The 24,058-nt window shown below is 57.4% G+C and carries 22 protein-coding genes and 1 pseudogene; 15 read left to right on the forward strand and 8 right to left on the reverse strand.

Features of this window, described 5'->3' with window-relative positions:
• Positions 1-17 precede the first annotated feature (17 nt).
• A complete protein-coding gene (locus R3D51_07625; protein ID MEZ5899349.1) occupies positions 18-605 on the reverse strand; it encodes a TadE/TadG family type IV pilus assembly protein in 588 nt (195 codons plus the stop codon).
• Between the two features lie 416 nt (positions 606-1,021).
• Complete coding sequence (locus tag R3D51_07630; GenBank protein ID MEZ5899350.1) at positions 1,022-1,543, reverse strand: pilus assembly protein N-terminal domain-containing protein; 522 nt, start codon at positions 1,541-1,543, stop codon at positions 1,022-1,024.
• A 570-nt stretch (positions 1,544-2,113) separates the two neighbouring features.
• Here R3D51_07630 and R3D51_07635 point away from each other — a divergent pair.
• From R3D51_07635 to R3D51_07680, 10 genes are all read left to right on the forward strand, one after another.
• Positions 2,114-2,290 carry a Flp family type IVb pilin gene (locus R3D51_07635; GenBank protein ID MEZ5899351.1) on the forward strand — a complete coding sequence of 59 codons (177 nt, stop codon included), beginning with the start codon at positions 2,114-2,116 and terminating at the stop codon, positions 2,288-2,290.
• Positions 2,291-2,538: 248 nt separating this feature from the next.
• Positions 2,539-2,724 carry a Flp family type IVb pilin gene (locus tag R3D51_07640; GenBank protein MEZ5899352.1) on the forward strand — a complete coding sequence of 62 codons (186 nt, stop codon included), beginning with the start codon at positions 2,539-2,541 and terminating at the stop codon, positions 2,722-2,724.
• A 173-nt stretch (positions 2,725-2,897) separates the two neighbouring features.
• Positions 2,898-3,401: a prepilin peptidase gene (locus R3D51_07645; protein MEZ5899353.1), complete on the forward strand. Its 504-nt coding sequence runs from the start codon at positions 2,898-2,900 to the stop codon at positions 3,399-3,401.
• Between the two features lie 204 nt (positions 3,402-3,605).
• Positions 3,606-4,409, forward strand: coding sequence for a Flp pilus assembly protein CpaB (cpaB, locus tag R3D51_07650; GenBank protein ID MEZ5899354.1), 804 nt, complete (start codon positions 3,606-3,608; stop codon positions 4,407-4,409).
• Positions 4,410-4,449: 40 nt separating this feature from the next.
• A complete protein-coding gene (locus R3D51_07655; GenBank protein ID MEZ5899355.1) occupies positions 4,450-6,123 on the forward strand; it encodes a type II and III secretion system protein family protein in 1,674 nt (557 codons plus the stop codon).
• Positions 6,124-6,144: 21 nt separating this feature from the next.
• Positions 6,145-6,876, forward strand: a complete 732-nt coding sequence (locus tag R3D51_07660; GenBank protein ID MEZ5899356.1) for a CpaD family pilus assembly protein — start codon at positions 6,145-6,147, stop codon at positions 6,874-6,876.
• Positions 6,877-6,890: 14 nt separating this feature from the next.
• Positions 6,891-8,204, forward strand: coding sequence for an AAA family ATPase (locus R3D51_07665; protein MEZ5899357.1), 1,314 nt, complete (start codon positions 6,891-6,893; stop codon positions 8,202-8,204).
• Positions 8,205-8,243: 39 nt separating this feature from the next.
• Positions 8,244-9,743 carry a CpaF family protein gene (locus R3D51_07670; GenBank protein MEZ5899358.1) on the forward strand — a complete coding sequence of 500 codons (1,500 nt, stop codon included), beginning with the start codon at positions 8,244-8,246 and terminating at the stop codon, positions 9,741-9,743.
• Positions 9,736-10,743, forward strand: a complete 1,008-nt coding sequence (locus tag R3D51_07675) for a type II secretion system F family protein (protein ID MEZ5899359.1) — start codon at positions 9,736-9,738, stop codon at positions 10,741-10,743. The genes R3D51_07670 and R3D51_07675 overlap by 8 nt, the downstream gene beginning before the upstream one ends.
• 59 nt (positions 10,744-10,802) lie before the next feature.
• On the forward strand, positions 10,803-11,783 hold the full coding sequence (locus tag R3D51_07680) for a type II secretion system F family protein (protein MEZ5899360.1): 981 nt from the start codon (positions 10,803-10,805) through the stop codon (positions 11,781-11,783).
• Positions 11,784-12,014: 231 nt separating this feature from the next.
• On the opposite strand, the pseudogene R3D51_07685 reads toward R3D51_07680, so the two are convergent.
• A pseudogene (locus R3D51_07685) lies at positions 12,015-12,287 on the reverse strand (metalloregulator ArsR/SmtB family transcription factor).
• A 168-nt stretch (positions 12,288-12,455) separates the two neighbouring features.
• Between R3D51_07685 and R3D51_07690 the strand changes: the two are divergent.
• Positions 12,456-13,733 (forward strand): FAD-dependent oxidoreductase, encoded by a 1,278-nt coding sequence (locus R3D51_07690; GenBank protein MEZ5899361.1) that lies wholly within the window; start codon positions 12,456-12,458, stop codon positions 13,731-13,733.
• A gap of 87 nt (positions 13,734-13,820) precedes the next feature.
• Here R3D51_07690 and R3D51_07695 read toward each other — a convergent pair whose 3' ends face one another.
• Positions 13,821-14,768 (reverse strand): tetratricopeptide repeat protein, encoded by a 948-nt coding sequence (locus R3D51_07695; protein ID MEZ5899362.1) that lies wholly within the window; start codon positions 14,766-14,768, stop codon positions 13,821-13,823.
• 233 nt (positions 14,769-15,001) lie between these two features.
• Between R3D51_07695 and R3D51_07700 the strand changes: the two genes are divergently transcribed.
• The 3 genes from R3D51_07700 (at position 15,002) to R3D51_07710 (ending at position 18,785) form a co-directional block, all read left to right on the forward strand.
• Complete coding sequence (locus R3D51_07700; protein ID MEZ5899363.1) at positions 15,002-16,444, forward strand: leucyl aminopeptidase family protein; 1,443 nt, start codon at positions 15,002-15,004, stop codon at positions 16,442-16,444.
• A complete protein-coding gene (locus R3D51_07705; GenBank protein MEZ5899364.1) occupies positions 16,441-17,433 on the forward strand; it encodes an NlpC/P60 family protein in 993 nt (330 codons plus the stop codon). Before R3D51_07700 ends, R3D51_07705 begins: the two co-directional genes overlap by 4 nt.
• A gap of 176 nt (positions 17,434-17,609) precedes the next feature.
• Positions 17,610-18,785: a D-alanyl-D-alanine carboxypeptidase family protein gene (locus tag R3D51_07710; protein MEZ5899365.1), complete on the forward strand. Its 1,176-nt coding sequence runs from the start codon at positions 17,610-17,612 to the stop codon at positions 18,783-18,785.
• A gap of 27 nt (positions 18,786-18,812) precedes the next feature.
• Here R3D51_07710 and R3D51_07715 read toward each other — a convergent pair whose 3' ends face one another.
• Positions 18,813-20,183 carry a dicarboxylate/amino acid:cation symporter gene (locus tag R3D51_07715; protein ID MEZ5899366.1) on the reverse strand — a complete coding sequence of 457 codons (1,371 nt, stop codon included), beginning with the start codon at positions 20,181-20,183 and terminating at the stop codon, positions 18,813-18,815.
• 263 nt (positions 20,184-20,446) lie between these two features.
• On the opposite strand from R3D51_07715, the gene R3D51_07720 reads away from it, so the two are divergent.
• Entirely contained in the window at positions 20,447-21,097 is a 651-nt protein-coding gene (locus R3D51_07720) for a glycoside hydrolase family protein (protein MEZ5899367.1), read from the forward strand.
• Here R3D51_07720 and R3D51_07725 read toward each other — a convergent pair.
• The 3 genes from R3D51_07725 to R3D51_07735 are packed head-to-tail and all read right to left on the reverse strand — an operon-like array spanning position 21,094 to position 23,938.
• Positions 21,094-22,419 (reverse strand): FliI/YscN family ATPase, encoded by a 1,326-nt coding sequence (locus tag R3D51_07725; GenBank protein MEZ5899368.1) that lies wholly within the window; start codon positions 22,417-22,419, stop codon positions 21,094-21,096. The genes R3D51_07720 and R3D51_07725 overlap by 4 nt on opposite strands.
• Positions 22,420-22,434: 15 nt before the next feature.
• Positions 22,435-23,154 carry a flagellar basal-body rod protein FlgF gene (flgF, locus tag R3D51_07730; GenBank protein MEZ5899369.1) on the reverse strand — a complete coding sequence of 240 codons (720 nt, stop codon included), beginning with the start codon at positions 23,152-23,154 and terminating at the stop codon, positions 22,435-22,437.
• Between the two features lies 1 nt (position 23,155).
• Positions 23,156-23,938 carry a DUF1217 domain-containing protein gene (locus tag R3D51_07735; GenBank protein ID MEZ5899370.1) on the reverse strand — a complete coding sequence of 261 codons (783 nt, stop codon included), beginning with the start codon at positions 23,936-23,938 and terminating at the stop codon, positions 23,156-23,158.
• Positions 23,939-24,058 lie beyond the last annotated feature (120 nt).

A 24,058-nucleotide genomic window follows, 5' to 3' on the forward strand; every position in this document is an offset into this window, starting at 1 on the left:
GCTTTGGGTGGCAGACCTTAGTTCGCCGAATACGGCTCTGTGCGGAAAGCGGTGGTGTTTTGCATCATGAGAGATCCGTCGCTCATTTGCCCCATGTGGAAGAAGGGGACCTTGGAGGCGAACTCCCACTTATAGCAGGCAGTGACGAGGACGATGTCGTTTGCTTCGCCAGCGTACTGCGCAAGCTTGTCGTCGCCGTTGGCGGTATTCACCACAGCGTCGTTGTTTGAGATGCACGGTTGGGGCTGAACCTGATCCCAATCGGCAAACTTCTGCACGAAGACCTGCAGCTTGTTGCATTTGACCCAGGATCCGGCTTTGTTGCACACGGCCTGTTTGAACTCGTTGACCGTCATGTCGGCTGTTTGGGCTTGACCGGTACGGATAAGGCGAGCGTTTTGCTCCATTCCTTTATCGATCGAGGTCATGATGAAGAAGTAGCTCGCGACGCCCATCAAGCCGAAAATGAACATGAAGAAGGGGACTGCGACGATCGCAAATTCGATGGCGGTTGTGCCATCGTTGTGTCGCGTTAGAAATCGCACGAAAGATCGCTTCGCGCACGGCAAAGCCTGGTGCGGGTTCGGTTCACTCGACATACGCATACTTTAATCCTCGGGCATCGCCGGTTCGCAAGCTCGGAGGATAGTGTGCGGGGAATTAAAGAAACATATAGATCTTTGCTGACCGAACGGCGTGGTTTCCAAATCGTAAATTCATGAACCGGATCGTCTGCTTTGCGCGTAACACACTACTAGCAACGATCGCAGTTGTGTTTCGACACACGCTCCAATTTTACGGAATGTGCAGGCGCGCCCCTGGTTGCCGCTTTGGGCGCAAGCGCGTCTCGCCTTCTATATTAAGGTGCTCTGCGCTGGTGGTCATTTTTGGCCACACAAAGAAGCGCGGCATCGATGTGCCCCCATCGATGCCGCGCCTATTCTCTGCATTATATATATGTACGCTTGCAGCCCGGCTGTTGCCGGAAGGAGAGCCAGCACTGCTCCGGCATGCAGAGCGGTTATTGACTGTTTCCACCGCTACCCGACGCATCGGCAGCGGATTCAGAGAAGCGCGTCTTGTCGGAGTTGTGCTTGTTGATGGTGGCGAAGAAATTTTCATCGTCGCCGATCGTGAGGTTCGGCTCGCAATTGGGCGTGCAGGAAAATGTGTAGCGCGACCCGCCTTTGTGCAGGTTGACGACCCGTGTCTCATCACGTTCCACGACGACCCGTTGATCCTGGATGACGTTGCGGTCCGCGTCGAGCGCGATCACGTTCGTGATTCCGAAAGTTTTGCCCGTCACCACCAGAAGATTGCCGCCCTGGAGCGCAACGTCGGCGATCGAGGGGTTGCCGATGATCACTTCCGTCGCCGGACGCGGAAGGCGTAGCAGCTGGGATTGATCGTAGCGCACAATCAGATCCCCGGCGCTCGCAGGGCGCGTATGACAGGGGAGCGCCAGCGCGAGAGTAAGGGAGATAAAAAGTGTTCTCTTTGCCACTTTGGCGATCTCGGCGGGCAGGATATTGCGCAGCCACATGGGTGTGGGCTCCTTGATGAAGTACTGGTGTGCCTATCTGCCCAGGAAATGGTGAAGGAAACGCAAACGCGTGTGCCGCGATGGGCTGCTTTGACCGGTCACGTGCGTCAATTGAGGAGAGCAGGGCTGATGCTTGTCGTTGTGGTGCCCCAGCCAGTGGACGCTATCAACCGCAATATTTGAACGATGTTGAGTATTTGAGGCTGGGCAACTTGAATTTGGCCTCTTGCCCTGATCAAGGTTGACCAGAAGCAGACCAAAACCTCCAGCTTACATCGCAGAAAACCAATTATTAACGAGGCTGTTCTTGAAAGTACTGAGTTTAGTTTGCGGGCATCTAAGTATAGACGGAATATATACTTAGAAAATTTGTGTAGTATCGAAATTTATAACAATTGATACTAATATATTAAAGGGCTCGCAGGAGATATTTATTTGGCGCAGCTGCGTTTTTACGGCGTTTTAACTTGTGGGGTCTATTGTCATCCTCAGTTCAGCGGTGAGGACGAGTGCTTCCCCCCGATGGACACGATCGGAAGATCACTCAGTTATAATTGGGAGAGAGTAGTCATGAAGACCATCGTTTCGCGTTTCGTTAAAGACGAGTCGGGCGCCACGGCCATTGAATACGGCCTGATCGCTGCTCTGGTTGGCGTTGGCATCATCGCCGCCCTGCAGAACCTCCGCACGGACCTCCAGAACACCTTCGGCACGGTCTCGAGCGAACTGCAGTCTGCTGCCAACTAATGGCCGGGCCGGCTTAGGCCGGCACGACAAAGGTTGATGGATCCCCATGGATCTCGGCGAAACGCCCGGAGTACGGCTCCGGGCGTTTCTCGTTTTCCGGCCATCCACATTTGATGCGCTTTTGGGAGTTTCGCGCTGAAACAGCTGTTCCGCCTAGCGCGATTTGATTGGACGGCTGATTAACTAATCTCGCGTAACGTCGCCTCAACCGCCAGGAGACTAGCGGTGCGAAAATTGAAAGGTGATGCATGCCTGAATTGTCCAGATGCTGGTTGTCTTTTGTAAGGAATGAAAGCGGCACGACGTCGACCGAATACGCGCTTATCGCAGTGATATGCAGCGTTGCAATCATCGCCGGGTTGTACGGCACCCGCGATGGGGTCAATGATCAACTGGGCAGCGCGGCAAGCGGGCTGCAGGGTGCCGCCAACTAGCCCAAGGCGCCCGCACAAGCGCAAACCGTAAGTATGCAGCCTGAACTGAAGCGACGCTTAATCAACCGTTAAGCGAAGCACGGCATAGTCCGACGAGGCTCGGTCCGCTCGGAACTGTTCGCCAATCAATCAGACAGTCGTTTAGTCAGACACTATTCTAAGGAGCTCATCAGGTGATCGGTTTCGCCCTGCTGCTGGTCTTCCCCATTGCCATGGCATTCGCCGCGGCCAATGATCTTTTCACGATGACGATCCCCAATAAGATCTCATTGGCATTGATCGCGGCCTTCGTGGTTGCGGCTGTCGTCGTGCGTGCCCCTATTGATCAAGTCATGATTCATGTGGGCGTGGGAGCTGCAGCCCTTGTCGTCGGTTTCGGACTCTTTGCCCTCAATCTCTTGGGTGGTGGCGACGCCAAGCTGATGGCCGCAGGCGCGATGTGGATGGGCTATGACCTGGCGTTGCCCTATGTGGCCTACATTACCATCTTCGGCGGTGTTCTTTCGTTGGTCATTCTGGGCTATCGCCGCTTTGTGCCGGTACATGCCATGAGCTTGCCCGGTTGGGCCGTCCGGCTGCACACCAATGGCGGCGGAATCCCCTACGGTATCGCGATCGCCGCTGCCGGCCTTGCGCTTTATCCGCAGACGACGTGGTTTCACGTGCTCTCTATGTAATCGAGCCGCCGCTCTACGATGTCGAAACTCCTAGACGGACGCCTGCAAGGCGTCCGTTTTTCTTTACGCATTGCTAACGCAGAAAGGAGCCGATCGCGTTCTTTGTTTTCTTCTGAGACGCCAATTAACCGGACATTGACGTTTCAGAGGCATTGTCAGGATCGAAATCTCTGGACAATCGGCCTGAAAGGACCATGAGCGCAAATGAAGAGAGCCCAATTTTTAGGCTTTGCTGTGGCTCTAGTCGCGGCTGTGGGGGCCTTCTTCATTGCGAACTCGATGATTGCGCCGCCGCCCGCGCCTACGATCGTTGAAACGCAAGTGAACACGACGGAAGTTCTCGTCGCAAGCTCCGATATTGCGATTGGCCAGATCGTCAACGAAGCCAATATGCGTTGGGTTGCTTGGCCTGCCGATGGCACTGGTCGCGGTTACGTCACCAAAAATTCCGGTGGCCTGACAAAGATGCGCGACATTTCGGGATCTATAGCGCGCTCGGCAATCTTTGCCGGCGAGCCCATCAATCCGCGCAAGTTGATCAAGGCCGGGCAGGGCGGGGTGCTGGCGGCGGTTCTGCCGTCGGGTATGCGCGCCGTATCGACCAAGATCAGCCAGGCGACTGCCGCTGGCAGCCTCATACTCCCCAATGACCATGTCGACGTCATTCTGATTCGCGAGATGCGCAGCAAGAACGGTGGTCAGGACTACGTGAGCGATACGCTCTTTACCAACGTGCGCGTCATCGCCGTTGGACAACAGATCGAGACCAAGGAAGGCAAGAAGTCGGCCGACAACGACGCCAAAACGGCGACGTTGGAGCTGACGCCGCGTCAAGCAGAGATGCTCGCGCTGGCAAATAAGATGGGTGAGATCACGCTTACGTTGAGGTCGGTTGCAGATATGCAGGCCAGCAGCGGCGGAGCGGGAATGGATTTGAAAAAGCAACGGGGCAACGCCGTCCGAGTTCTGCGTTACGGAGCCAAATCGCGTGTGTACGGAGTGAACTGAGTACACTTACGTCGATAGTCGTCATAAGGCAGAAAAAATCATGCGCAAGAAAGTTGGATTAGTCGCGGGGCCCATGCTCGGAGCGGTTGCCTGGTTTGCAGCAGGCATCTTCGCTGTTACCAGCGGGATAAGCTCGGCCGTGGCGAATGGGGCGGGACATTCTGCCGATATCGATTCGATACCAGCAGCGGCTGTGCACCAGTCGATCATCCGGGTTCAGGACACGGGCGGTGCGCCGGTTCGCAAGAACATCAAGATCGGGCTGGGAAAATCAGCCCTGATCGAATTCCCTCGCGACGTACGCGATGTAATGGTTTCCAACCCTGCGGCGGTCGACGCGGTGGTGCTCAGCGCCAATCGCGTGTTTCTATTGGCGCGCAAGATCGGCGAAGCCAACGCCTTCTTCTTTGACACGACGGGCGAGCAGTTTGCGACCTTCGAAATCTTCATCGAGCGCGAAACCGCTGGCCTTGAGAGCTTGCTCAATCGCTTGATCGTGGGCTCCTCGATCAAGGTGGAAATGCTCAATCAGACAGTAGTTTTGACGGGCTCAGTAAAGACTCCGACTGATTCGGTTCGCGCAGCAAACATCGCGCGCCAGTTCGTCAACGTTCAGTACGAGACGACCAGCAAGGACAAGGCCGACGGCGCAACGATCGACAAGTTCGAGAAGTCAGACACAGAAACGGTGATCAACATGCTCTCGGTGGAGGCCGAGGAGCAGGTAATGCTCAAGGTGACGGTGGCAGAAGTCCAGCGCTCTTTGTTGAAGCAGCTCGGTATAAATATCGGCGGAACGATCAACGCGGGTAACTTCGTCACGAGCCTGCTGACCCAAAACGCGCTTCCGCTAAGTGCGGCTGCTGGTCTTGGAACACTGCCGATTCCCGGTTTGGGCACCGAAACGCTGCAACCCAACAGCAACGGCACGTTCCCAGTCGCCGGCTGTAACAACATGGGCGTGCTCTGCAACTATAACGCTGGGCCTGGAGATGCTGCATTCGGCAACTCAGGATTCAGTGGGCGGTGGGATGGCCCTAATGGAAATACGGTCTCGCACGCGATCCGCGCTCTCGAACGTGATGGTCTGATCCGCACGCTTGCTGAGCCGAACCTCACGGCCGTTTCCGGCGAACCTGCCAACTTCCTTGCTGGTGGTGAATTCCCCATCCCGCTGGTCGACAACACGGGACAGGTGAGCGTCACGTTCAAGAAGTTCGGTGTCGCGCTTGCCTTCACGCCGATCGTGCTGTCGGAGGGCCGCATCAGCCTCAAGATCGAAACCGAAGTCAGCGAATTGTCGAACCAAGGCGCAATCACGTTGTCGGGCATCTCGATCCCGGCCTTGAAAAAGCGTGAAGCAAAATCGACCGTCGAGCTGCCATCGGGCGGAACCCTGGCTCTCGCTGGACTGATTTCCGACGATACCCGCCAAAACATCGACGGCCTGCCAGGCGCGAAAGACATTCCGGTCCTGGGAACTCTGTTCCGCAGCCGTGACTTCGTTCGCAACGAAAGCGAGCTCGTTGTCATCGTCACGCCTTATCTCGTGAAGCCGACCAGCCGCCAGCAGGTTGCGGTGCCGACGTCCGGTCTTAATCCGGCAACCGACATGAAGGCGGACTTCCTTGGCCACCTCAATGCCATCTACGGCAAGGGCGAGTCTCTTCCAGATGGCGGGCTCAAGGGCGACTACGGCTACATCGTCGAATAAATCGGATTTGGAGAGACATAGATGTCGATTAAGATCAAGACACGCGGATCCTCTCCCGCCCGACTCGGCGGTACGAAAGCGATCCTTCTGTTGGCCCTGGCCGGCTTGGTTGGCGGGTGCAAGCACAATGATGGAACTCAAGTGGCGAGTTGGGCGCTGGTCGATCCTAACGAACGACACCCCATCATGGTCTCGCAGCAACCTGCAACGTTGTCGGTTCACGTTCCGCGAGGAGCGGGTGGGCTGTCTCCTTCGCAACGCGCCGAGGTCATCGAGTTTGCCAGTCGCTTTCGTGCTAGCGACGCGGGCAATTCGCGCCTCGTGATCGCTGCCCCCGGCGGGTCGTCCAACGAGGTCGCCGCCATGAACGCCGTGCAAGATGTGCGCGATTTGTTGATGGATGGAGGCTTTTCTGAAAACTCCATCGCGGTCGAGGCCTATCACGGTCAGGGCCACGAGCCGCCCATCCGCATCTCGTATATGCGCTACGTCGCCGAAGGTCCGGTTTGCGGTCAAGATTGGTCGGAGAACTTGGCTCGCAATCCGAACAACTTCAATTACCCGGATTTTGGCTGCTCCAATCAGCGCAATCTCGCGGCAATGGTCGCCAATCCGGCTGATCTTCTCGGACCGCGCACCGAGGGTCCGCGCAACGCCGAGCGGCGTGACGACGTCTTCGGCAAGTACGTGAAGGGCAAGGTTACCGGCTCTGACAAGAGCGACGACGAGCGCGTCAAGGTTCAGAGCAATTAAGGGGCATGAGCACGATGTCTAGACAAGCACAGTCTGAAGTTGAAGATTTCGAGGATTTCTCGGATAGCCAACCAGGTGAGGACCAAGTCGGCAGCACCGAGAAGGCACGTCCAATTCCTCGCATATCGATCCAGGCATTTTGCGACGATACCCGCACCGCCGAGGTGCTGCAGTACGCGGCTGAAGATCGCCGCCTTTCGAAGGCGCACGTGAGCGTGCACATGGGAGGCATCGGCGCAGCTGTTGCGCACTATGTGGATAGCCCGACGCCGAACTTGATTATCGTGGATAGCGCGCTGCACGGCTCGCAACTGCTTGCAGAGCTCGACAGTCTTGCCGAAAGCTGTGATCCCGGCACCAAGGTTGTCGTCATCGGTCGGCAGAACGATGTTTTGTTGTATCGCGAGCTGTTGAAGCGCGGAGTGAGCGAGTATCTCGTCACGCCGATTGAGCCGCTGCAGCTGATGGAGAGCATCTCCAATCTCTACAACAATCCCGACACCGATCCGGTGGGCCATGTGTTCGCCTTTATTGGCGCCAAGGGCGGTGTCGGCTCGTCCACGATCTGCCATAACGTCGCCTGGACGCTGTCTGAGGTTCTCAAATCGAACGTCACCATCGCAGATCTCGATCTGGCGTTCGGCACCACCGGGCTCGATTTCAACCAGGATCCGGTGCAGGGCATCGCCGAAGCACTCGCGGCGCCCGAGCGTCTCGACGACCAGCTCCTCGATCGTCTTCTGACCAAGTGCTCCGAACATCTTTCGATCTTTGCGGCTCCCGTTGTTCTCGATCGCGACTATGAGATCTCGGCTGACGCCTGCGACATGGTTATCGACGTTGTGCGCCAGAACGTGCCGTATGTCGCCGTTGACCTGCCGCACTCGTGGTCGCCTTGGACCAAGCGCGTTCTACTTCAGGCCGATGAGGTCATCATTACGGCTGTGCCGGATCTCGCAAACCTTCGTAACGCCAAGAACGTCGTCGATTTGCTCAAGTCGTCGCGCAAAAACGATCGCAAGCCGCATCTTGTCCTCAACATGGTTGGTGTTCCCAAGCGCCAGGAGATTACGTTGAAGGAATTCGAGCAGGCGCTCGATCTGAAAGCCATCAGCGTCATCGACTACGATAGCGAGTCGTTCAGCCAGGCCGCGAACAATGGTCAGATGATCGAAGAGATGAATGCGAAGGCAAAGGCGACCGAAAGGTTCCGCGAGATCGCCATGGCGATGACGCATCGCCGGGACACGAAGGCTGACAAGAAATCCCAGCAGTCCGCGTTCTCGCAGCTAGCTCCGCTTCTGGAAAAGCTGAAGCTCAAGCGCTAACGCGGCAACGTCAATTGGAATATTCAAGGAAGAGTTGCGATGTTTGGACGGCGCTCTAACGACCCTTCGACCCCCAAGCGCATTGCGCCTCAAGGTCCGGCTGCCTCGGCAACGCCGGCTAGTACTCCGGCCGCTCCTCGTCAGCAGGCGGCCCCGCGTCAGCAAGCTCAGCCGGCGCAAGCCGCGCCGCGCGCTGAACCGGCGGTGGAACAGCAGCGCCGGCACTCGGAAGAGTACTACGACGTCAAGACGACAGTGTTTAACGCGCTGATCGACACGATTGACCTCACTCAGCTGTCCAAGCTCGACAGTAGTGCTGCACGTGAGGAGATCCGCGACATTGTCAGTGAGATCATTCAGATCAAGAATGTAGTTATGTCGATCGCCGAGCAGGAAGAGTTGCTCGAAGACATCTGTAACGACGTTCTCGGTTACGGTCCCTTGGAGCCGCTTCTGGCGCGCGACGATATCGCCGACATCATGGTCAATGGCGCCTCGACAACGTACATCGAAGTCGGTGGCAAGGTTCAGCGCACCGGTGTTCGCTTCGCCGACAATCAACAGCTGATGAACATCTGTCAGCGCATCGTCAGCCAAGTCGGCCGTCGCGTCGATGAATCGAGCCCGATATGCGACGCGCGTCTTCCTGACGGCTCTCGTGTCAACGTCATTGCGCCTCCCCTGGCCATCGACGGTCCCGCGCTCACAATTCGTAAGTTCAAAAAGGACCGGCTCAAGCTCGAACAGTTGGTGAAGTTCGGCTCGATTACTCCGCAAGCAAAGACCATCCTTGAAATCATCGGTCGTGTCCGCTGCAACGTGCTGATTTCCGGCGGTACGGGTTCTGGCAAGACGACGCTGCTCAACTGTCTTACCGGCTCCATCGACCACGATGAGCGCATCATCACCTGCGAAGACTCTGCCGAGCTTCAGCTTCAGCAGCCCCACGTAGTCCGTCTCGAAACACGCCCGCCTAACCTCGAAGGTGAAGGCGAGATCAAGATGCGCGATCTCATTAAGAACTGCCTTCGTATGCGTCCTGAACGCATTATCGTCGGCGAGGTCCGCGGCGCGGAAGCGTTTGACCTTTTGCAGGCCATGAACACCGGGCACGACGGCTCGATGGGAACACTGCACGCCAACTCTCCGCGCGAAGCGATCAGCCGCCTTGAATCCATGATCATGATGGGCGGTTTTGCGCTGCCGGTTAAAACCATTCGCGAGATGATCACCGGCTCGGTGGACGTTATTGTGCAGGCGTCTCGACTTCGCGACGGCTCGCGTAAGGTCACTCACATCACCGAGGTTCTGGGTATGGAAGGTGAAGTCGTCACCTTGCAGAACATTGTAGTCTACGAGATCACCGGTGAAGACGTGAATGGAAAGCTGATCGGCCGTCATCGGTCGACCGGTATTGCGCGTCCGCGGTTCTGGGACCGCGCTGAGTATTATGGTGAGTCCGACCGTCTTGCTGTGGCGCTGGCCGAATCCGAAGTGAACGACTTGAACGGCAACCCACTTGGAGAGCAGAATGCTTGACGCCCAGACGCAGCAGTTGCTCGTTGCCGCGATGATCGCGCTCGGTGCAGCCGGCGTCATTTTCGCAGTGATCTATCCCTATATTTCCGGCGAGCGGCGCAAGGACAAGCGGGTCCAGGTCGTCACGGAGACGACAACGAAGTCACGCCGGGTTGCTGCGGCGGCTGCAAACGCTGGCGAGGCGGCGGCAAATCGTAAAAAGAACGTCGCCGACACGCTGAAGGAAATCGAGACTAGGCAGAAGGCCAAGGAAAAAGTAACGCTTCGCCTTCAATTGGAACGGGCCGGTCTGGATGTCACGCCGCGCGACTTTTACATTGCGAGCCTGATTTGCGGCGTCCTGTGTGGCGCGGCCATCCACTTCGGCACGTCATCTCCACCGCTTATGACGTTGGTGGCCGCCTTTATCGGAACCGCCGGGCTTCCGCGCTGGTTTCTCTCAAAACTGATCAAGCGTTATCAGTATAAGTTCATCTCCGAACTTGCTAACGCGATTGACGTCGTGGTGCGGGGCGTTAAGTCGGGCCTGCCGCTGAACGAATGTCTCCAGGTTATCTCACGGGAAAGTCCGGAACCGCTCGCCAGCGAGTTCAAGGAGGTCGTCGAAGAGCAACGCATGGGCGTACCGCTTCCCGATGCGCTTGAACGTCTGTGCCGACGCGTCCCGCTCGCCGAAGTACGCTTCCTGACGATCGTGATCGCAATTCAGCAGCAAGCCGGCGGCAACTTGTCAGAAGCGCTTGGAAACCTCTCAGGCGTTCTGCGTGATCGTTTCCGTCTTCAAATGAAGGTCAAAGCGCTCTCGGCCGAAGCCAAGGCATCGGCGATGGTGCTCGCTTCGCTGCCACCGGGCGTGATGTCGATGGTTTACATGACGTCGCCCGAATACATCACACCGCTGTTCACCACTCTCCCTGGCAAGTTCATGCTCGCTGTTGGCGCCGGCTGGATGATGTGCGGCATTCTAATCATGCGCAAGATGATCAATTTCAAATTCTGACCTTCGTTTGAATCGCGCCGTACCGGCGTCCGGACGTATCGCAACGTGGTAACCGCAACATGATGAGCTTCGTCGAAACAGTCATGAACCCGCAATTCTTCGCCACGGTGCTGGCGGCGATTTGCGTGTTTGCTACCGTGCTTTCGGTTGCGATGCCGATGCTCGCGCGGGACCGCATGAATCAGCGCATGAAGGAGATGGCGACGGAGCGCGATCGCATGCGCAATGCGCGCATCGCTGAAATGACGAAGGAGCGTACAGGCGGCACGAAGCTGCGGCAGAGCACCAACAAGGGCTTTATGCAGCGCATCGTTGACATGCTCGATCTGCGCGAGCGTTTCGACAATGAGGAGTTGCGCGAGAAGCTGAAGATGGCCGGCCTTCGTGGTCAGGGCCCAATCGTCTCGTTCATGTTCTTCCGTATTGCAGCGCCGATTTTGATGTTCCTGGGTACGCTATTCTACGTTTTCGTCGTGGTTGACGTGGGCTACGAGCCCCTCATTCGCGTGCTGATGGCTGTGGGCGCAGGCTTTGCAGGCTTCTACATCCCCAACGTCTTCATCGAGAACCTTGCTCAGAAGCGCCAGTCATCAATCAAGCAGTCATTTCCCGATGCTCTCGACATGCTGCTGATTTGCGTGCAGTCGGGCATGTCGATTGAATCGGCCTTCGGTAAAGTTTCCAAGGAGATTGCCAGCCAGTCGATCGAGCTTGCTGAAGAGATGACGCTCACGACTGCCGAGCTGTCCTATTTGCAGGATCGTCGCCAGGCTTACGAAAATCTTGGCAAGCGTTCGGGGCTTCCTGGCGTGAAGGCGGTGACGACGGCGCTCATTCAAGCTGAGCGTTACGGTACGCCGGTTGGCCAGGCGCTTCGTACCATGGCCAAGGAAAACCGCGAGATCCGTCAGTCGGAAGCCGAGCGCAAGGCCGCCGCGCTTCCGCCAAAGCTGACGGTTCCGATGATCGTCTTCTTCTTGCCCGTGCTGTTCATCGTCATTCTCGGCCCGGCTGGCATTGAATACATGAACATGAAATAGGGGCGGCGCGGGCGTGCCCGACAAGTTTGGTGTCGCGTAGACCCTGACGGCTTTCGCTGTCAGGGTCTTTTATTTTTTCTATTGCTTCAAACTTGCCGAGGCTGGCCGGGTCTCGGCTTTGCGCTCGCGCTGAATTTTCGAGGCGTGGCGCTTGCCCTTGTTAGAGGCTTGGGCTGCTCTCGCAGTTTTTGTCTTTCTTGAGCCCAAGGGCGTGCAGCCGGCGTCGCGGCCGCAGTAGAACCTATAGAGCGTTGCAAGGATTCCGCGGGCCTGAGGGCTCGCAATGGAATACCAGATTGTTTGCCCATCCCGCCGGGTCGAAACGATACCGTCCTTGCGCAACAAGGCGAGGTGTTGGGAAACGGTCGAAGCACGAATTCCCAGAAATTCCGCCAGATCGCCAACGGAACGCTCTCCTTCGATGAGTTGGCATACGACGAGGAGGCGGTGGCGATTGGCCAATGATTTCAGCAGATCGCTTGCCTGTGCCGCGGCGAGATGCATCTGGCTTGCCTGAATTTTCATAGGGAGAATCAGTACGGACAGTTACTGCGACCGTCAATAAGTATATTCGATATTGCGTATATTCGAAATGATGAATATAAAGGTTGCAGATAACATAGGCAGCTTGCGTGCGCGCAAGCTGGCGTAAAATCCGGGAGGTAGTTTGTGATGGCGGAGATCGTCGTTTTAGGTGCGGGTCTGAGCGGAACGTTGATGGCCTATGAGCTGGTGCCGCAGCTTCGCAAAGACGATCGAATAACGGTTATTGGGCAAGGAAACTCGTTCCATTTCGTGCCGTCGAACCCTTGGGTTGCGGTGGGTTGGCGAGAGCGATCTGACATCGAGTTGGATCTGGCGCCCATTATGGCGTCGAAAAAAATTCGCTTCATTCCGGAGGGCGCGCGGCGCGTCGATCCGAAGCTGCGGCGCATCGAGATTGAGGACGGCTCCACCGTCGACTATGACTACCTCGTCATTGCGACTGGACCAGAGTTGGCGTTTGATGAAATTTCAGGGTTTGGTCCTGAGGCGCATACACAATCCATCTGCCACGTGTCACATGCGGCACGCGCACGCGAAGCATTCGAGAAGTTTCTAGAAAATCCCGGCCCGATCGTTATCGGAGCTGCTCAAGGTGCGTCATGTTTCGGCCCTGCATACGAGTTCGCATTCATCCTGGACACCGAACTGAAGAAACGCGGAATTCGCGACCGCGTGCCAATGACGTTTGTGACGTCGGAGCCCTACATCGGGCATCTCGGTCTTGATGGCGTTGGCGATACCAAAACCCTGTTGGAGAGCGAGCTTCGGGCGCGCCACATCAAGTGGGTTTGCAACGCGCGCGTGAAGAATGTAGCTGAGACTTCTATGAGTGTTGAGGAGTTGGCGGAGTCTGGCGACGTGGCAAAGACCCACGACGTTCCGTTCAAGTTCGCCATGATGCTTCCTGCATTTCGCGGTGTTGCTGCGGTCCGGGGTATTGAGGGACTAACCAATCCTCGCGGCTTCATCTTGGTCGACAAGTATCAGCGCAATCCGACCTTCCCTGAGGTATTTTCCGTCGGGGTCTGCGTAGCGATACCGCCGATTGGACCGACGCCGGTGCCTGTCGGCGTGCCGAAGACCGGGTTTATGATTGAGTCGATGGTCACCGCAACGGCGCGTAATATCGGAGCGGTGCTCCGCGGTCAGGCCGCTTCCTGGCAGCCGACGCTGAACGCAGTGTGTCTTGCGGACTTCGGCGACGGCGGCGTAGCCTTCGTAGCTCAGCCGCAGATACCGCCGCGCAATGTAAATTGGTCCTCGAAGGGCAGCTGGGTCCACCTCGCCAAAGTCGCCTTCGAAAAATATTTCATGCGAAAGATCCGCAAGGGCGAAAGCGAACCGTTTTACGAAAAGTTCTTGATGGACAAGCTCAATATAAAAAAGATCAAAGAGGCGAGCTGATCCGGGCTGGATTGGCGAGACAGAGAACAACGGCTGAAACTAAAAAAGCGCGCCATTGGCGCGCTTTTCTTTAGCTTGAAGAGATGCTCACTGGTTTGAACCGCGCGTGGAAGATGGCTCGGCACTTGCGGTGACGGCAGTATTCCATCCGCCTGAGCCTGTCTCGATGTTGGCAGGTTTGAGAGCAGGCGTTTCTTGCGCGACGGCGGTGGTTGAGCCTGGCGCCGCCGCGGGCGTGTGCGTGGGTTGAAGCTGCACAAGCTGGCGAATGTAATCGGTATTGGCAGCGGCGACCTCGTTCGAAGCGACGGCCTCGCCTGCGGCTTTGGATTCGTCATACTTGCCTTGCAGTCCTAGCACCAGAGCAAGGTTCTGACTGACTTTGGCAGGCGCGCCGTTGAGCTGGGCAAGATCGCGCAGGATCTGCTCTGCTTTCTGAGGATTGCCGCTCATGGCGTTAGCCATCGCGAGATTGTTCAGCACCGAGGGCTGATTGGGCGACATGGTAAGGGCGCGCTCGAAATATGGGATGGCTGCTTTGTGCTGCCCTTGCTTGGCAAGCACGGTGCCGCGTGCGGACACAACCCGCCAATCGGTGTTTTCCGCAACATCGGCCACGGTCAAAGCGCGACTGGCGAGCGAAAGCTGGTCGAATTCGAGTGCCAGGCGGCCGAGCTCTCCGGCGATTTCAGGATCGCTCGAATTCATTGAGAACGAATTTTGGAGCACCATGAGTGCTTGGCGCTTGTCGCCGCTGGCTTTCAGGTTCTTGGCATAGTTCAGCGCCGCGGTCTTATCGTTGGGCTTCTTATCGTACTGCTGGCCCCAGTACTCCGTTGCCTTACGCAGCTCGGCCTTAGGGTCCAAGGCGTCAACGGCTTGAACGGCGTCGGGATCGGCGGCGAGGGTTGCCGTACTTGGGAGCATGTCGTTGGAGCCTGCGCACGCTCCCAGAAAACCGGTCGCGGCCAGGACGACGACGAGCCGGGCCCCGGAACGGGCCATTTTCTTGGGTGTTTGCGCTACTGGCACCATAGTCTTTTCTCCGTTCAGTCGGGGCATGGAGGAAGTGGCCAATGCCGATGCCCGAATCGATCCGACTGTTAGTTTCTGGTACGCGCGTCAACAAACGCTTAAGCCCTGGTCAAACATTTGCAGGGTGATGCAACTCAAGGTGGGGCGTCCGGTCTCTTGCCAAGGCGCGGGCAAGGCCTACCTTGTGGCTCGAGATTTGGGGGCACTTAGCGGCCCAGGGAAAAGAGAGCGACATGAGCGAGACGACAGCGTGGACAGCCAGCGACGTATTTGCCGGTGAAGGACAAAAATCCGATGCCGTGCCGATCTACCTCGTCCGTTCAGACACTGAACTTTCCTCGCTGGGCCTAGACGCCAGCGCGCGCGCCTGGGCCATGACGCAAAGCTTCAAAGGGTCCGCCAAGGCGTCGTCATTGCTTCCCCGAGCGGATGGCTCGCTGGGCGGAGTGCTTCTGGGTATGGGAAATGGCGCGGCCGGAGAGCCGAGCGGACCGTCCGAACTTCTACTCGGTTCGCTTGCCGCTTCCCTTCCTGCAGGCACCTATAAGATCGCGGGCACGACGGCGGCTCCCGAGTTGGCCGCGCTTGCGTGGGGTTTGGGAGCCTACAAATTTCGCCGCTACAAAAATGCGGGCGGTGCAGGGGGGGAGGCCACTTCACCTGTAACCCGGCGCCTCGTCATGCCGGAAGGCGCCAATGCGAAGCGCGTTATCGGCGCAGTGGAGGGTGTTTGGCTGGCGCGCGATCTCATCAATACACCAGCGAGCGACCTGGGCCCGGAGCAGCTTGAGGAGATGACCCGCATCGTCGCCGCGCGCCACGGCGCGCACGTCGATGCGATCCGGGGAGATGATCTCCTGGCGCATAATCTTCCCTTGATTCACGCTGTCGGGCGGGCGCATCCGCGGGTGCCAAGGCTGATTGATCTCACGTGGGGCCGCGAAGGCGCCCGCAAGATCACGCTCGTGGGCAAGGGCATCACGTTCGATACCGGTGGGCTCGATATCAAACCTGCAAGCGCGATGCTGTTGATGAAGAAAGATATGGGAGGTTCTGCGACCGCTCTGGCGGTGGCGCACATGATCATGTCGGAAGGGCTTGATTGTCGGCTCCGCGTTCTCATACCTGCGGCGGAAAACTCGATTTCCGGCGATGCGTTCCGTCCCGGGGATGTTCTCATGAGCCGTAGCGGCCGCACCGTGGAAGTTGGAAACACAGATGCGGAGGGGCGCTTGGTTCTTGCCGATGCGTTGACAGTTGCCGATGAGGAAGCGCCCGATAGCATATTCGTCTTCGCCACCCTCACCGGAGCCGCACGGTCGGCATTGGGTCCCGACTTGCCTGCTTTCTTCACTGACGACGATGGATTGGCCGGCCAGATCGTTCCGCGTTCGGCTGAGATCGGGGATCCGGTATGGCGTATGCCGCTTTGGCCGGGCTACAAGCGCCACCTCGACAGCGATGTCGCAGATATGAACAATGTGTGGGATACTCCATTTGCAGGGGCAATCACGGCGGCTCTGTTTTTGCGGCGTTTTGTAAGCTCCGCACGGCGTTTTGCCCACTTTGACCTTTACGGCTGGCGTCCAGCGCCACGCCCGCTTGGGCCGAAAGGCGGCGAGCCTCAATCGGCGCGTGCGGTGGTGGACATACTTAGAGCGGAGCTGACGAGTTGAGCGACACTGGCAAGACGGCTCAAAGGCCGCCTTTAAAGCAGCCGGCGCAGGCTCCGGGATTTCCGGCGCCGGTCGGCGCTATGCCATCTGTTGCAGCCGACACCCAATCGCGCACCTTGGAGCCGCCTGGTCCGCTTGATCCACGGCGTAACGCATTCCGGGAGGACTTGGCCGCCAAGTACCTCGAAGGCAAGGTCAAGGCTGCACGTTTTGTGGAGGGGGTTCCTGCTCAAGTCATGCGCGCGAGTGTGCCGTTGCGGCGCGCGCCCGACTACACCCGCGGCTTTGAAACCGAAGCACTCTACGGCGAAGCGCTGACAATCTACGACGAAAGCGACGGATGGGCCTGGGTCCAGCTTAAGCGAGATCAGTACGTCGGCTATTTGCCAATCGACTGCCTGTCGCCAAACGTTCTCCCGCCGACTCATCGCGTGCAGGTTCTTGGCACCTTCATTTACCCAGAACCCGACATCAAGACGCCCCCTCTACAGCACCTGCCCTTGAACGCAGTGCTGACGGTGAGCGAAACAAGCGACAAGTTTGCGGAACTCACGACGGGTGGGTTCGTGCCGTTGCGCCATGTCACGACCCTCAGCCGGACGGCGCGGGATTTCGTCGATATAGCGGAGCGCTTTATCGGAACTCCATATCTGTGGGGCGGGCGCACGCGCATCGGAATTGATTGCTCGGGCTTGGTTCAAACGTCGCTACATGCTGCTGGTATTCCCGCGCCGCGCGACAGCGACATGCAGATGGCGGAGCTCGGCGCATCGCTCCCGGTATCCGATATCGACGAGCGCCTGATGCGCGGCGATCTCGTTTTCTGGCCCGGCCACGTGGGAATCATGTCGGACAGCATCATGATGGTACATGCCAACGCACACCACATGGCTGTCGTGATTGAGCCTTTGCCGGATGCAATGCGGCGTATCTCGCGCAGCGGCTCCAATGTCGTCGCGGTAAAGCGAATCGGAAGGTTGGCGGCATAACCTTCTTTATCAACGTTGTTTTTGCGCGTTGTAATAGGCTCTCTGCGCTTAGAATTCGCGCTACGTAGCTTCCCTTAAGAGCCCTGCCGAATTGCACCTTTGGGCCCTGGCTGGGATGGTCGGACAGCTCACTCCCCCGGGCCGGCGCAATCCTTCGAAGGGACCCTTGCTGGATCGTGCGTTTACAAGATGTCGTCCGCGCCGTTCTCGGCCTGTTGCTCTTTGTATGGATTGCGCCGCTGCCCGCCGCGCAGGCCCAAGTTGGCCTGCAAACTGATGCGCGGGCCGCCATCCTTGTGGATTTCGACACCGGCGCCGTACTCTTTCAAAAGAATGCCGACGAGCCATTGCCGCCTGCGAGCCTGAGCAAGCTCATGACGCTTGCCGTCGTGTTCAAGGCGCTGAAGAGCGGGGAGCTGAAACTCGATCAGGAGTTCCAGGTCAGCGAGAACGCTTGGCGCACGGGAGGTGCTCCATCACGAACGTCGGCGATGTTCGTTCCCATCAATACACGAGAGCCGGTTGAATCCCTAATCCGCGGCATTGCAGTTCAATCTGGAAATGACGCAAGTATTGCGATGGCCGAGGGTCTGTCGGGGAGCGAAGCTGCGTTTGTGGAGCGGATGCGTCGCGAGGCAGCATCGATCGGTTTGACGAACTCGTCGTTCGGGAATTCAACAGGACTCGATAATCCCCAGCAATTGATGTCGGCGCGCGATCTGGCACGACTGAGCAGCTATCTGATCCGCACCTATCCAGAATATTACGGTTTCTTTTCGGAGAAAGAGTTCAAGTATCGCAAGCATCGCTTCTTCAATCGCAATCCATTGTTGTCGGAGGATCTTGGCGTCGACGGTTTGAAGACAGGGCACACAAAAGCATCCGGCTACGGCCTTGCCGTTTCATCGTTACGGGATGGGCGGCGTCTCGTTGCAGTGGTGCTGGGCCTTCCAACCGCTCTCAAGCGTAAGCGCGAAGCCCGCCGTCTTCTGCATTGGGGATATTCGATGTTGTCGCAAGCCATCCTCTTTGATGAGGGGGAGATCGTCGGTCACGCTCGCGTCTGGGGCGGACAGCAGTTTTACGTGCCGTTGGAAGCTGAGGGGCCTGTGAGCGTTCCGGTCCTCAAGAGTGCCGCAAAGCAGATGTTTTCAGCCTCAATTCAGTACGCGGGCCCCCTCAAGCCCCCCGTGCACAAAGGCGATAAAGTCGCTGAGTTGGACATTACCGGATCGCTTGGCGCGCAGCACAAGGTTCCGCTCTATGCCGCTGAGGATGTCGACGAGGGCGGCATCGTGCGGCAGGGGCTCGACTCGCTTGCGATCATGGTTGGTCGCTACATCGGTCTTTAGAAGTTCAGCTTGGCCACCAGCACCGTCCTATTCAGACTGTCGGTGCGGACGCGCGGCTGCGGCGAGACGGGCTTCTGCTTCAAGGTCTATTTCCAACTCGTCTGTCGACAACGCGCCGGCTTCGGGATCGTTGAAGATGGCGAGGTCGAGCTTTCCTTCGCTTTTGGCAACGATGGACGAAACAACGGCATCGCCGGTGATATTCACGACGGTTCGGATCATATCCATGATGCGGTCCACGCCGAGTATGATGGCGATGCCTTCGATGGGTAGACCCACTTGGCCCAGCACCATCGTCAGCATCACCAACCCGACGCCGGGAACGCCAGCCGTGCCGATTGAGGCGAGGACTGCCATCAGGACAACGGTGACATAACCCATCAGGCCGAGGTCAACGCCATAGACGTTGGCGAAGAACACGGTTGCCACGCCTTGCATGATTGCGGTGCCATCCATGTTAATGGTGGCGCCCAGAGGCACGGTGAAGGACGCAACTGAATTATCTGCGCCAATGCGCTGGGTCACGCATTGAAAGGTGATCGGGATCGTGGCGTTGGAACTCGCTGTCGAGAATGCGAAGACCTGCGCGGGCCTTAACTTTCGTAAAAACGTAATCGGATCGAGGCCGGAGAAGACCTTGAGAAGGATCATCAACGTGACAAACAGGTGCAACAGGAGGGCGCTTGTCAGCGTCACGACGTAGGCAATGACGGGCACGAAGAGGCCGACGCCCTCCTGGGCGAATGTCTTGGCAATGAGGCAGTAGACGCCATAGGGCGCGAAAGCCATGACGATCTCGACAATCTTCATCGAGAGTTCGTTCAAGTATTCGCAGGCTTCAACAAAGCTCTTCGAACGGTCGCCAAGCATGAGAGCGGCGACGGCAACTACAATGACATAGAAGATGATCTGCAACATTCGGCCGTCTGCGAGTGCTGCGACCGGATTATCCGGAACGACATCGGCAAAAACATCCCAGGCGTTTGGCGCAGCCTTCGCAGTCATGCCTGACGTCGCAACGTTTGACATATCGAACCCCGATCCTGGGCCGATGAAGTGTGCCAGAGCGATTGCAACAGACACGGCTAAGGCGGTTGTTGCGATGTAGAGTACGAAAGCTTTGCCTCCTACGCGCCCCAGCGTGCGAAGATCACCGATGCCCACCACGCCACATATCAGCGAAAAGACGACCAGCGGCACCACGAGCATCTTGAGTGCGTTGAGGAACATCTTTCCGATCATCGAGAATAAACCCGAGACGAGGTATTCGTTCAGGACCGGTGAAGCGAGCAGGTTGAGAATGACGCCCGTGATGAGCCCCAGACACATGCCCACGATAACTTTCGAGGTAAGAGAAAGCTCCCCGACCCGCCATTTTGGGTGTGCTTTTGCGCTCATGCAGCCTCCTCATTTGCGGTGTGCCACGTGAGGGCATCAATTCAATGACTTGCTCATAACGAAGGAGCGTATCACCGCGGGTTCGTTGCGAGTGTCGCCGGATCAGACCACAGATGACAACTCTTTTTGCAGCATGCGAAACGATCAGAGCGATTATGCGATGGGATAAGATAAAAGCTTGACTGGATCGGCGCACTGGAGGTCGGGCTGATGCAAGCCCCATTGGATAGGCTGTCGCAGTTAGACGACTCCAGGGACGAAATATGCAGACTTCCTATCTCGATGCCATTAAGCGCTTTGAAGGTTTCTCCGCGCAGGCCAAGTGGGACTACGCGCAAAATTCGAATGGATATGGAACCAAGGCCCGATTTGCCGGAGAGATGATCACCGCTGAGGAGGCTGAGCGCAGATTTCAGGCTGAGATAGCCAAGTCGGAGGCGCTCGTTGACAAATTCGCTCCTAATGTTGCGGAAGGGCTGCGAGCCGCTCTCACTTCTTTAACGTTCAACGCTGGTACAGCCTGGATGAACGCGGGGCTAGGCGATGCCGTGCGGGCCGGCGACTTGGGCGAGGTTCGCCGCATTTTCGTGCAGTACGACAAGGCGGGTAACCAAAGTTTGCCCGGGCTAACCGCGCGGCGGCTCGCAGAGGTCGCTTGGATTGGTGCCGAACGTTCTACACCGCCGCCAACGGTATTCCGTGGAGAACCGTCCTTCGCAATTTCGGCCGATGTGGGATCCGAGGTCTTGAGCCAGAACGTGCCCCGCGCAACCTCTTTTATGGATGCATTGCCAAGCGCGACCGTGCCAAATACGACAGATGCTGATGCACTTTATGCGCAGATTATGAAGGAAAAGATGCGATTATTGGCTCTGCGCAGGCAAGATGACCGCGAGCAGAAACACCAAGTCTAAAGCTTCAAGATGCCCGAGATTTGGGCGATAATATCGCCAGATTCGATTTCGTCGGGCTTTTGTTGGATCAATTCGTAGATCTTCGGCGTGACAGTTATGGCGCGATCCAAATTCGGGTCACTGCCGGGCTGATATCCGCCGATCATGCGCAGATCCCGCGTGTCTTCGAAATTTGCGATCGCGGCGCGCGCGGTCTGAACGACTCTTTGTTCCGATGCGCTCCACGCTTTTGGCGCCAAGCGCGATAGCGATGCCAGCAAATCAATTGCAGGCCAACGGCCAGATGCAGCAATCTTTCTGTCCAGAACAATATGTCCGTCGAGGATGCCGCGAGCCGCATCGGCCACCGGATCATTATGGTTGTCTCCATCGACCAGAACCGTTGCAATCATGGTGATATCCCCGGTGCCAAGCGGTCCGGGGCCTGCGCGTTCAAGAAGTTTGGCAATCTCAGCGAAGACGCTGGGTGGATAGCCTCGTGCGACTGCAGGTTCGCCGGCCGAAAGCGCGTATTCGCGCTGTGCATGGGCGAACCGGGTGACTGAGTCGATCATGAGAAGAACGCGCTCACCCCGGTCGCGGAAATATTCGGCGACACTCATTGCTGTTTTGGGTGCGTTTCGGCGCAGCGCCGCGCTGTCGTCGCCGGTAGATACAATAGCGACGACCCGATCTCGTCGCGTTCCAAGTATATCTTCGAGGAACTCTCGGACCTCGCGTCCGCGTTCGCCAACCAGAGCGAGGACGACGACCGATATGTCTGGAACTTGCGAAAACATGGAGAGAAGGGTCGATTTTCCGACGCCTGTTCCGGCGAAAATACCGATCCGCTGTCCTGCGCAAATCGGCATAAATGCGTCGATGGCTTTGATGCCGGTATGTATTGGTGTGAGGACGCGGTTGCGGTCGAGCGCGCGTGGCGGATCTCGATCGATCTCTATCGCTTCTGGGCCCCGTTCCATGTGACCAGCATCGTCAAGTGGGGTGCCGAGGGGATCGACGACCCGCCCCAACCAGCAGCGATGTGGGTAAACGCGTAGCCGTCCGACGAGCGTGGCTGTTGCGCCCAGTCGGATGTTGCCGCGCTTCCGATAGGGAATAGCGAGGACGCTAGCTGCATCGATCTGCACGACCTCCGCCATATCGCTACCACCACGATCAGCGATGCTGACGAGATCACCGGCCATAGCAAACTGCGAAAGCCCTTCTATGCGTAGGTGATTTGTTCCGGCCTCGCATACTTGGCCCATCACGGTGACGTCACGGGATTTGGTGGCCCAGCTCTTGGATGCTCGACCGAGTGCGCTCAGTCTATCGGTCATTTGTTTTAAGCTGGCTCATGAGGCAAGGGTGCGGATGGCATTCAGTAGTCCATCCTCGACTTCCGAGACGGCGTTCGAGATGGCATCGAAGTCGCGCTGAATGCTGATGAGATGCGTCATCTCCTTGACCGGCTCGACGTTGGAGCGTTCGACGTATCCTTGCGTGATCGAGGCAGCGTTGAAGTCGATCTGTGGCTCAGCTGGGCGATCAGGTATGACACTGCCATTCGCGCCGCGGTGAAGCCGAGCGTCAGGCGAAATGCGAAAGAGACCGATTGTTGCGAGAGTCTGACCGTTCCGCGAGATCGATCCGTCTTTACCGATCGAAGGCGCTGGTCCACCGGCATTAATCTGAATTGGACTACCCCCAATATCGACCAGCGGATAGCCTTGAACTGAGACGAGCTCTCCTTGCGGGCTCAAGCTGAAGCGGCCGTCTCGCGTATAAACGAGACCTTGTGGCGTTGATACGCCCAGCCAGCCATCGCCGCTTACTGCAATGTCAAAGGGGTTCCCTGTCCTTTCCACTGCGCCGCTCTCGGTCGATATATAGTGTGGCCCCTCGTTCACAAAGCTCGTCGGTACATCGGTCCGTGTTGAAAGGTATTCCTGAAATGAAATGCGGTCTGCTCGGTATCCGGGCGTCGAGACATTGGCGACGTTCTGCGCCACGCTCTCCATGCGATTGAGTAGCGCAAGCTGCGCTGACAAGGAAATGTATAGGTTGGATTGCATATCACCACTTCCGAACATTCAGATTCTGAATGGAGGCGAGCGTGTCCATGGAGATGCCTGATGTGGAGCTGGCCTGGAACAATTGCAGCGCCGCCGAAGAACCAGTTGTGTTCTGTGCCAGATCCCACAAGTTGGAAAAGCGTGCGATGAATTTGTCGAGCGTAACAGGGTCTTGAAGAGACGAGACGTCGAGCTTTTCGGCAATGATCGAAGCCTGTTTTTCAACGCCCACAGCAGGAAGCGACGACGGCAACGACAGGGCGGTCTCAACGACTTTGTAGAGCGCCTTGTCCCCTAGCACCTGATATATGCTTGTGATCTGTGGTGCCTTGCGTTGGAAATAGAGCGCTAGACGAACACCCTCATTAATCTGTCCGGCATTCTGTTCCAGCGTCGCGCGCATATAGCGATCGAGAAGTCCGCTTTGAGTGCGGGTGAACGACGTCGTCGCCGTACCGTAACGCGCGAAATTGAAGGTTTCTGTCAAATCTCGGAAACGAGAGTCGGACAAGGAATTCGCCAAGGATTTGTTGTCATCGATCCCACCTTCCAAGACTTTGCGGACAAGAGCTTTGGAGGGGGCAACATCGTCCATGCCGAAAGCGTGGAGCACGTAGGCATAGATGCGTTTGTCGCCCATAAAGTCGTCGATGGATTTTATGTCGGATATCTTAGCTTCGTAGTAAGCCGTTTCTCGCTGCACCATCCGATCATTTGCGACCGACCGCAGCGACGCGCTGACGTCTTTGGAAATCTGTCTGAAGCTCGTTAATGTCGGAACCATGGGAGCCCTCGCTGTCCAGCGGAATTCTGGTACCCGTTGCTTGAGCCGACCTTGCGCCTGGACCAGATATCCAGCTTCACGCAAGCCGAACCTCGCAGGCTAAGTGTCGATCCGAGAAGG

This window comes from Hyphomicrobiaceae bacterium, assembly GCA_041397645.1.
Lineage (GTDB): Bacteria > Pseudomonadota > Alphaproteobacteria > Rhizobiales > Hyphomicrobiaceae > Hyphomicrobium_B.

What these genes read in the sequence shown, in the direction of transcription:
- R3D51_07625 (MEZ5899349.1), bottom strand. Translation starts at nt 605, where the DNA reads ATGCGTATGTCGAGTGAACCGAACCCGCACCAGGCTTTGCCGTGCGCG.
- R3D51_07630 (MEZ5899350.1), bottom strand. Translation starts at nt 1,543, where the DNA reads ATGTGGCTGCGCAATATCCTGCCCGCCGAGATCGCCAAAGTGGCAAAG.
- R3D51_07635 (MEZ5899351.1), top strand. Translation starts at nt 2,114, where the DNA reads ATGAAGACCATCGTTTCGCGTTTCGTTAAAGACGAGTCGGGCGCCACG.
- R3D51_07640 (MEZ5899352.1), top strand. Translation starts at nt 2,539, where the DNA reads ATGCCTGAATTGTCCAGATGCTGGTTGTCTTTTGTAAGGAATGAAAGC.
- cpaB (MEZ5899354.1), top strand. Translation starts at nt 3,606, where the DNA reads ATGAAGAGAGCCCAATTTTTAGGCTTTGCTGTGGCTCTAGTCGCGGCT.
- R3D51_07655 (MEZ5899355.1), top strand. Translation starts at nt 4,450, where the DNA reads ATGCGCAAGAAAGTTGGATTAGTCGCGGGGCCCATGCTCGGAGCGGTT.
- R3D51_07660 (MEZ5899356.1), top strand. Translation starts at nt 6,145, where the DNA reads ATGTCGATTAAGATCAAGACACGCGGATCCTCTCCCGCCCGACTCGGC.
- R3D51_07665 (MEZ5899357.1), top strand. Translation starts at nt 6,891, where the DNA reads ATGTCTAGACAAGCACAGTCTGAAGTTGAAGATTTCGAGGATTTCTCG.
- R3D51_07670 (MEZ5899358.1), top strand. Translation starts at nt 8,244, where the DNA reads ATGTTTGGACGGCGCTCTAACGACCCTTCGACCCCCAAGCGCATTGCG.
- R3D51_07675 (MEZ5899359.1), top strand. Translation starts at nt 9,736, where the DNA reads ATGCTTGACGCCCAGACGCAGCAGTTGCTCGTTGCCGCGATGATCGCG.
- R3D51_07680 (MEZ5899360.1), top strand. Translation starts at nt 10,803, where the DNA reads ATGATGAGCTTCGTCGAAACAGTCATGAACCCGCAATTCTTCGCCACG.
- R3D51_07690 (MEZ5899361.1), top strand. Translation starts at nt 12,456, where the DNA reads ATGGCGGAGATCGTCGTTTTAGGTGCGGGTCTGAGCGGAACGTTGATG.
- R3D51_07695 (MEZ5899362.1), bottom strand. Translation starts at nt 14,768, where the DNA reads ATGGTGCCAGTAGCGCAAACACCCAAGAAAATGGCCCGTTCCGGGGCC.
- R3D51_07700 (MEZ5899363.1), top strand. Translation starts at nt 15,002, where the DNA reads ATGAGCGAGACGACAGCGTGGACAGCCAGCGACGTATTTGCCGGTGAA.
- R3D51_07715 (MEZ5899366.1), bottom strand. Translation starts at nt 20,183, where the DNA reads ATGAGCGCAAAAGCACACCCAAAATGGCGGGTCGGGGAGCTTTCTCTT.
- R3D51_07720 (MEZ5899367.1), top strand. Translation starts at nt 20,447, where the DNA reads ATGCAGACTTCCTATCTCGATGCCATTAAGCGCTTTGAAGGTTTCTCC.
- R3D51_07725 (MEZ5899368.1), bottom strand. Translation starts at nt 22,419, where the DNA reads ATGACCGATAGACTGAGCGCACTCGGTCGAGCATCCAAGAGCTGGGCC.
- flgF (MEZ5899369.1), bottom strand. Translation starts at nt 23,154, where the DNA reads ATGCAATCCAACCTATACATTTCCTTGTCAGCGCAGCTTGCGCTACTC.
- R3D51_07735 (MEZ5899370.1), bottom strand. Translation starts at nt 23,938, where the DNA reads ATGGTTCCGACATTAACGAGCTTCAGACAGATTTCCAAAGACGTCAGC.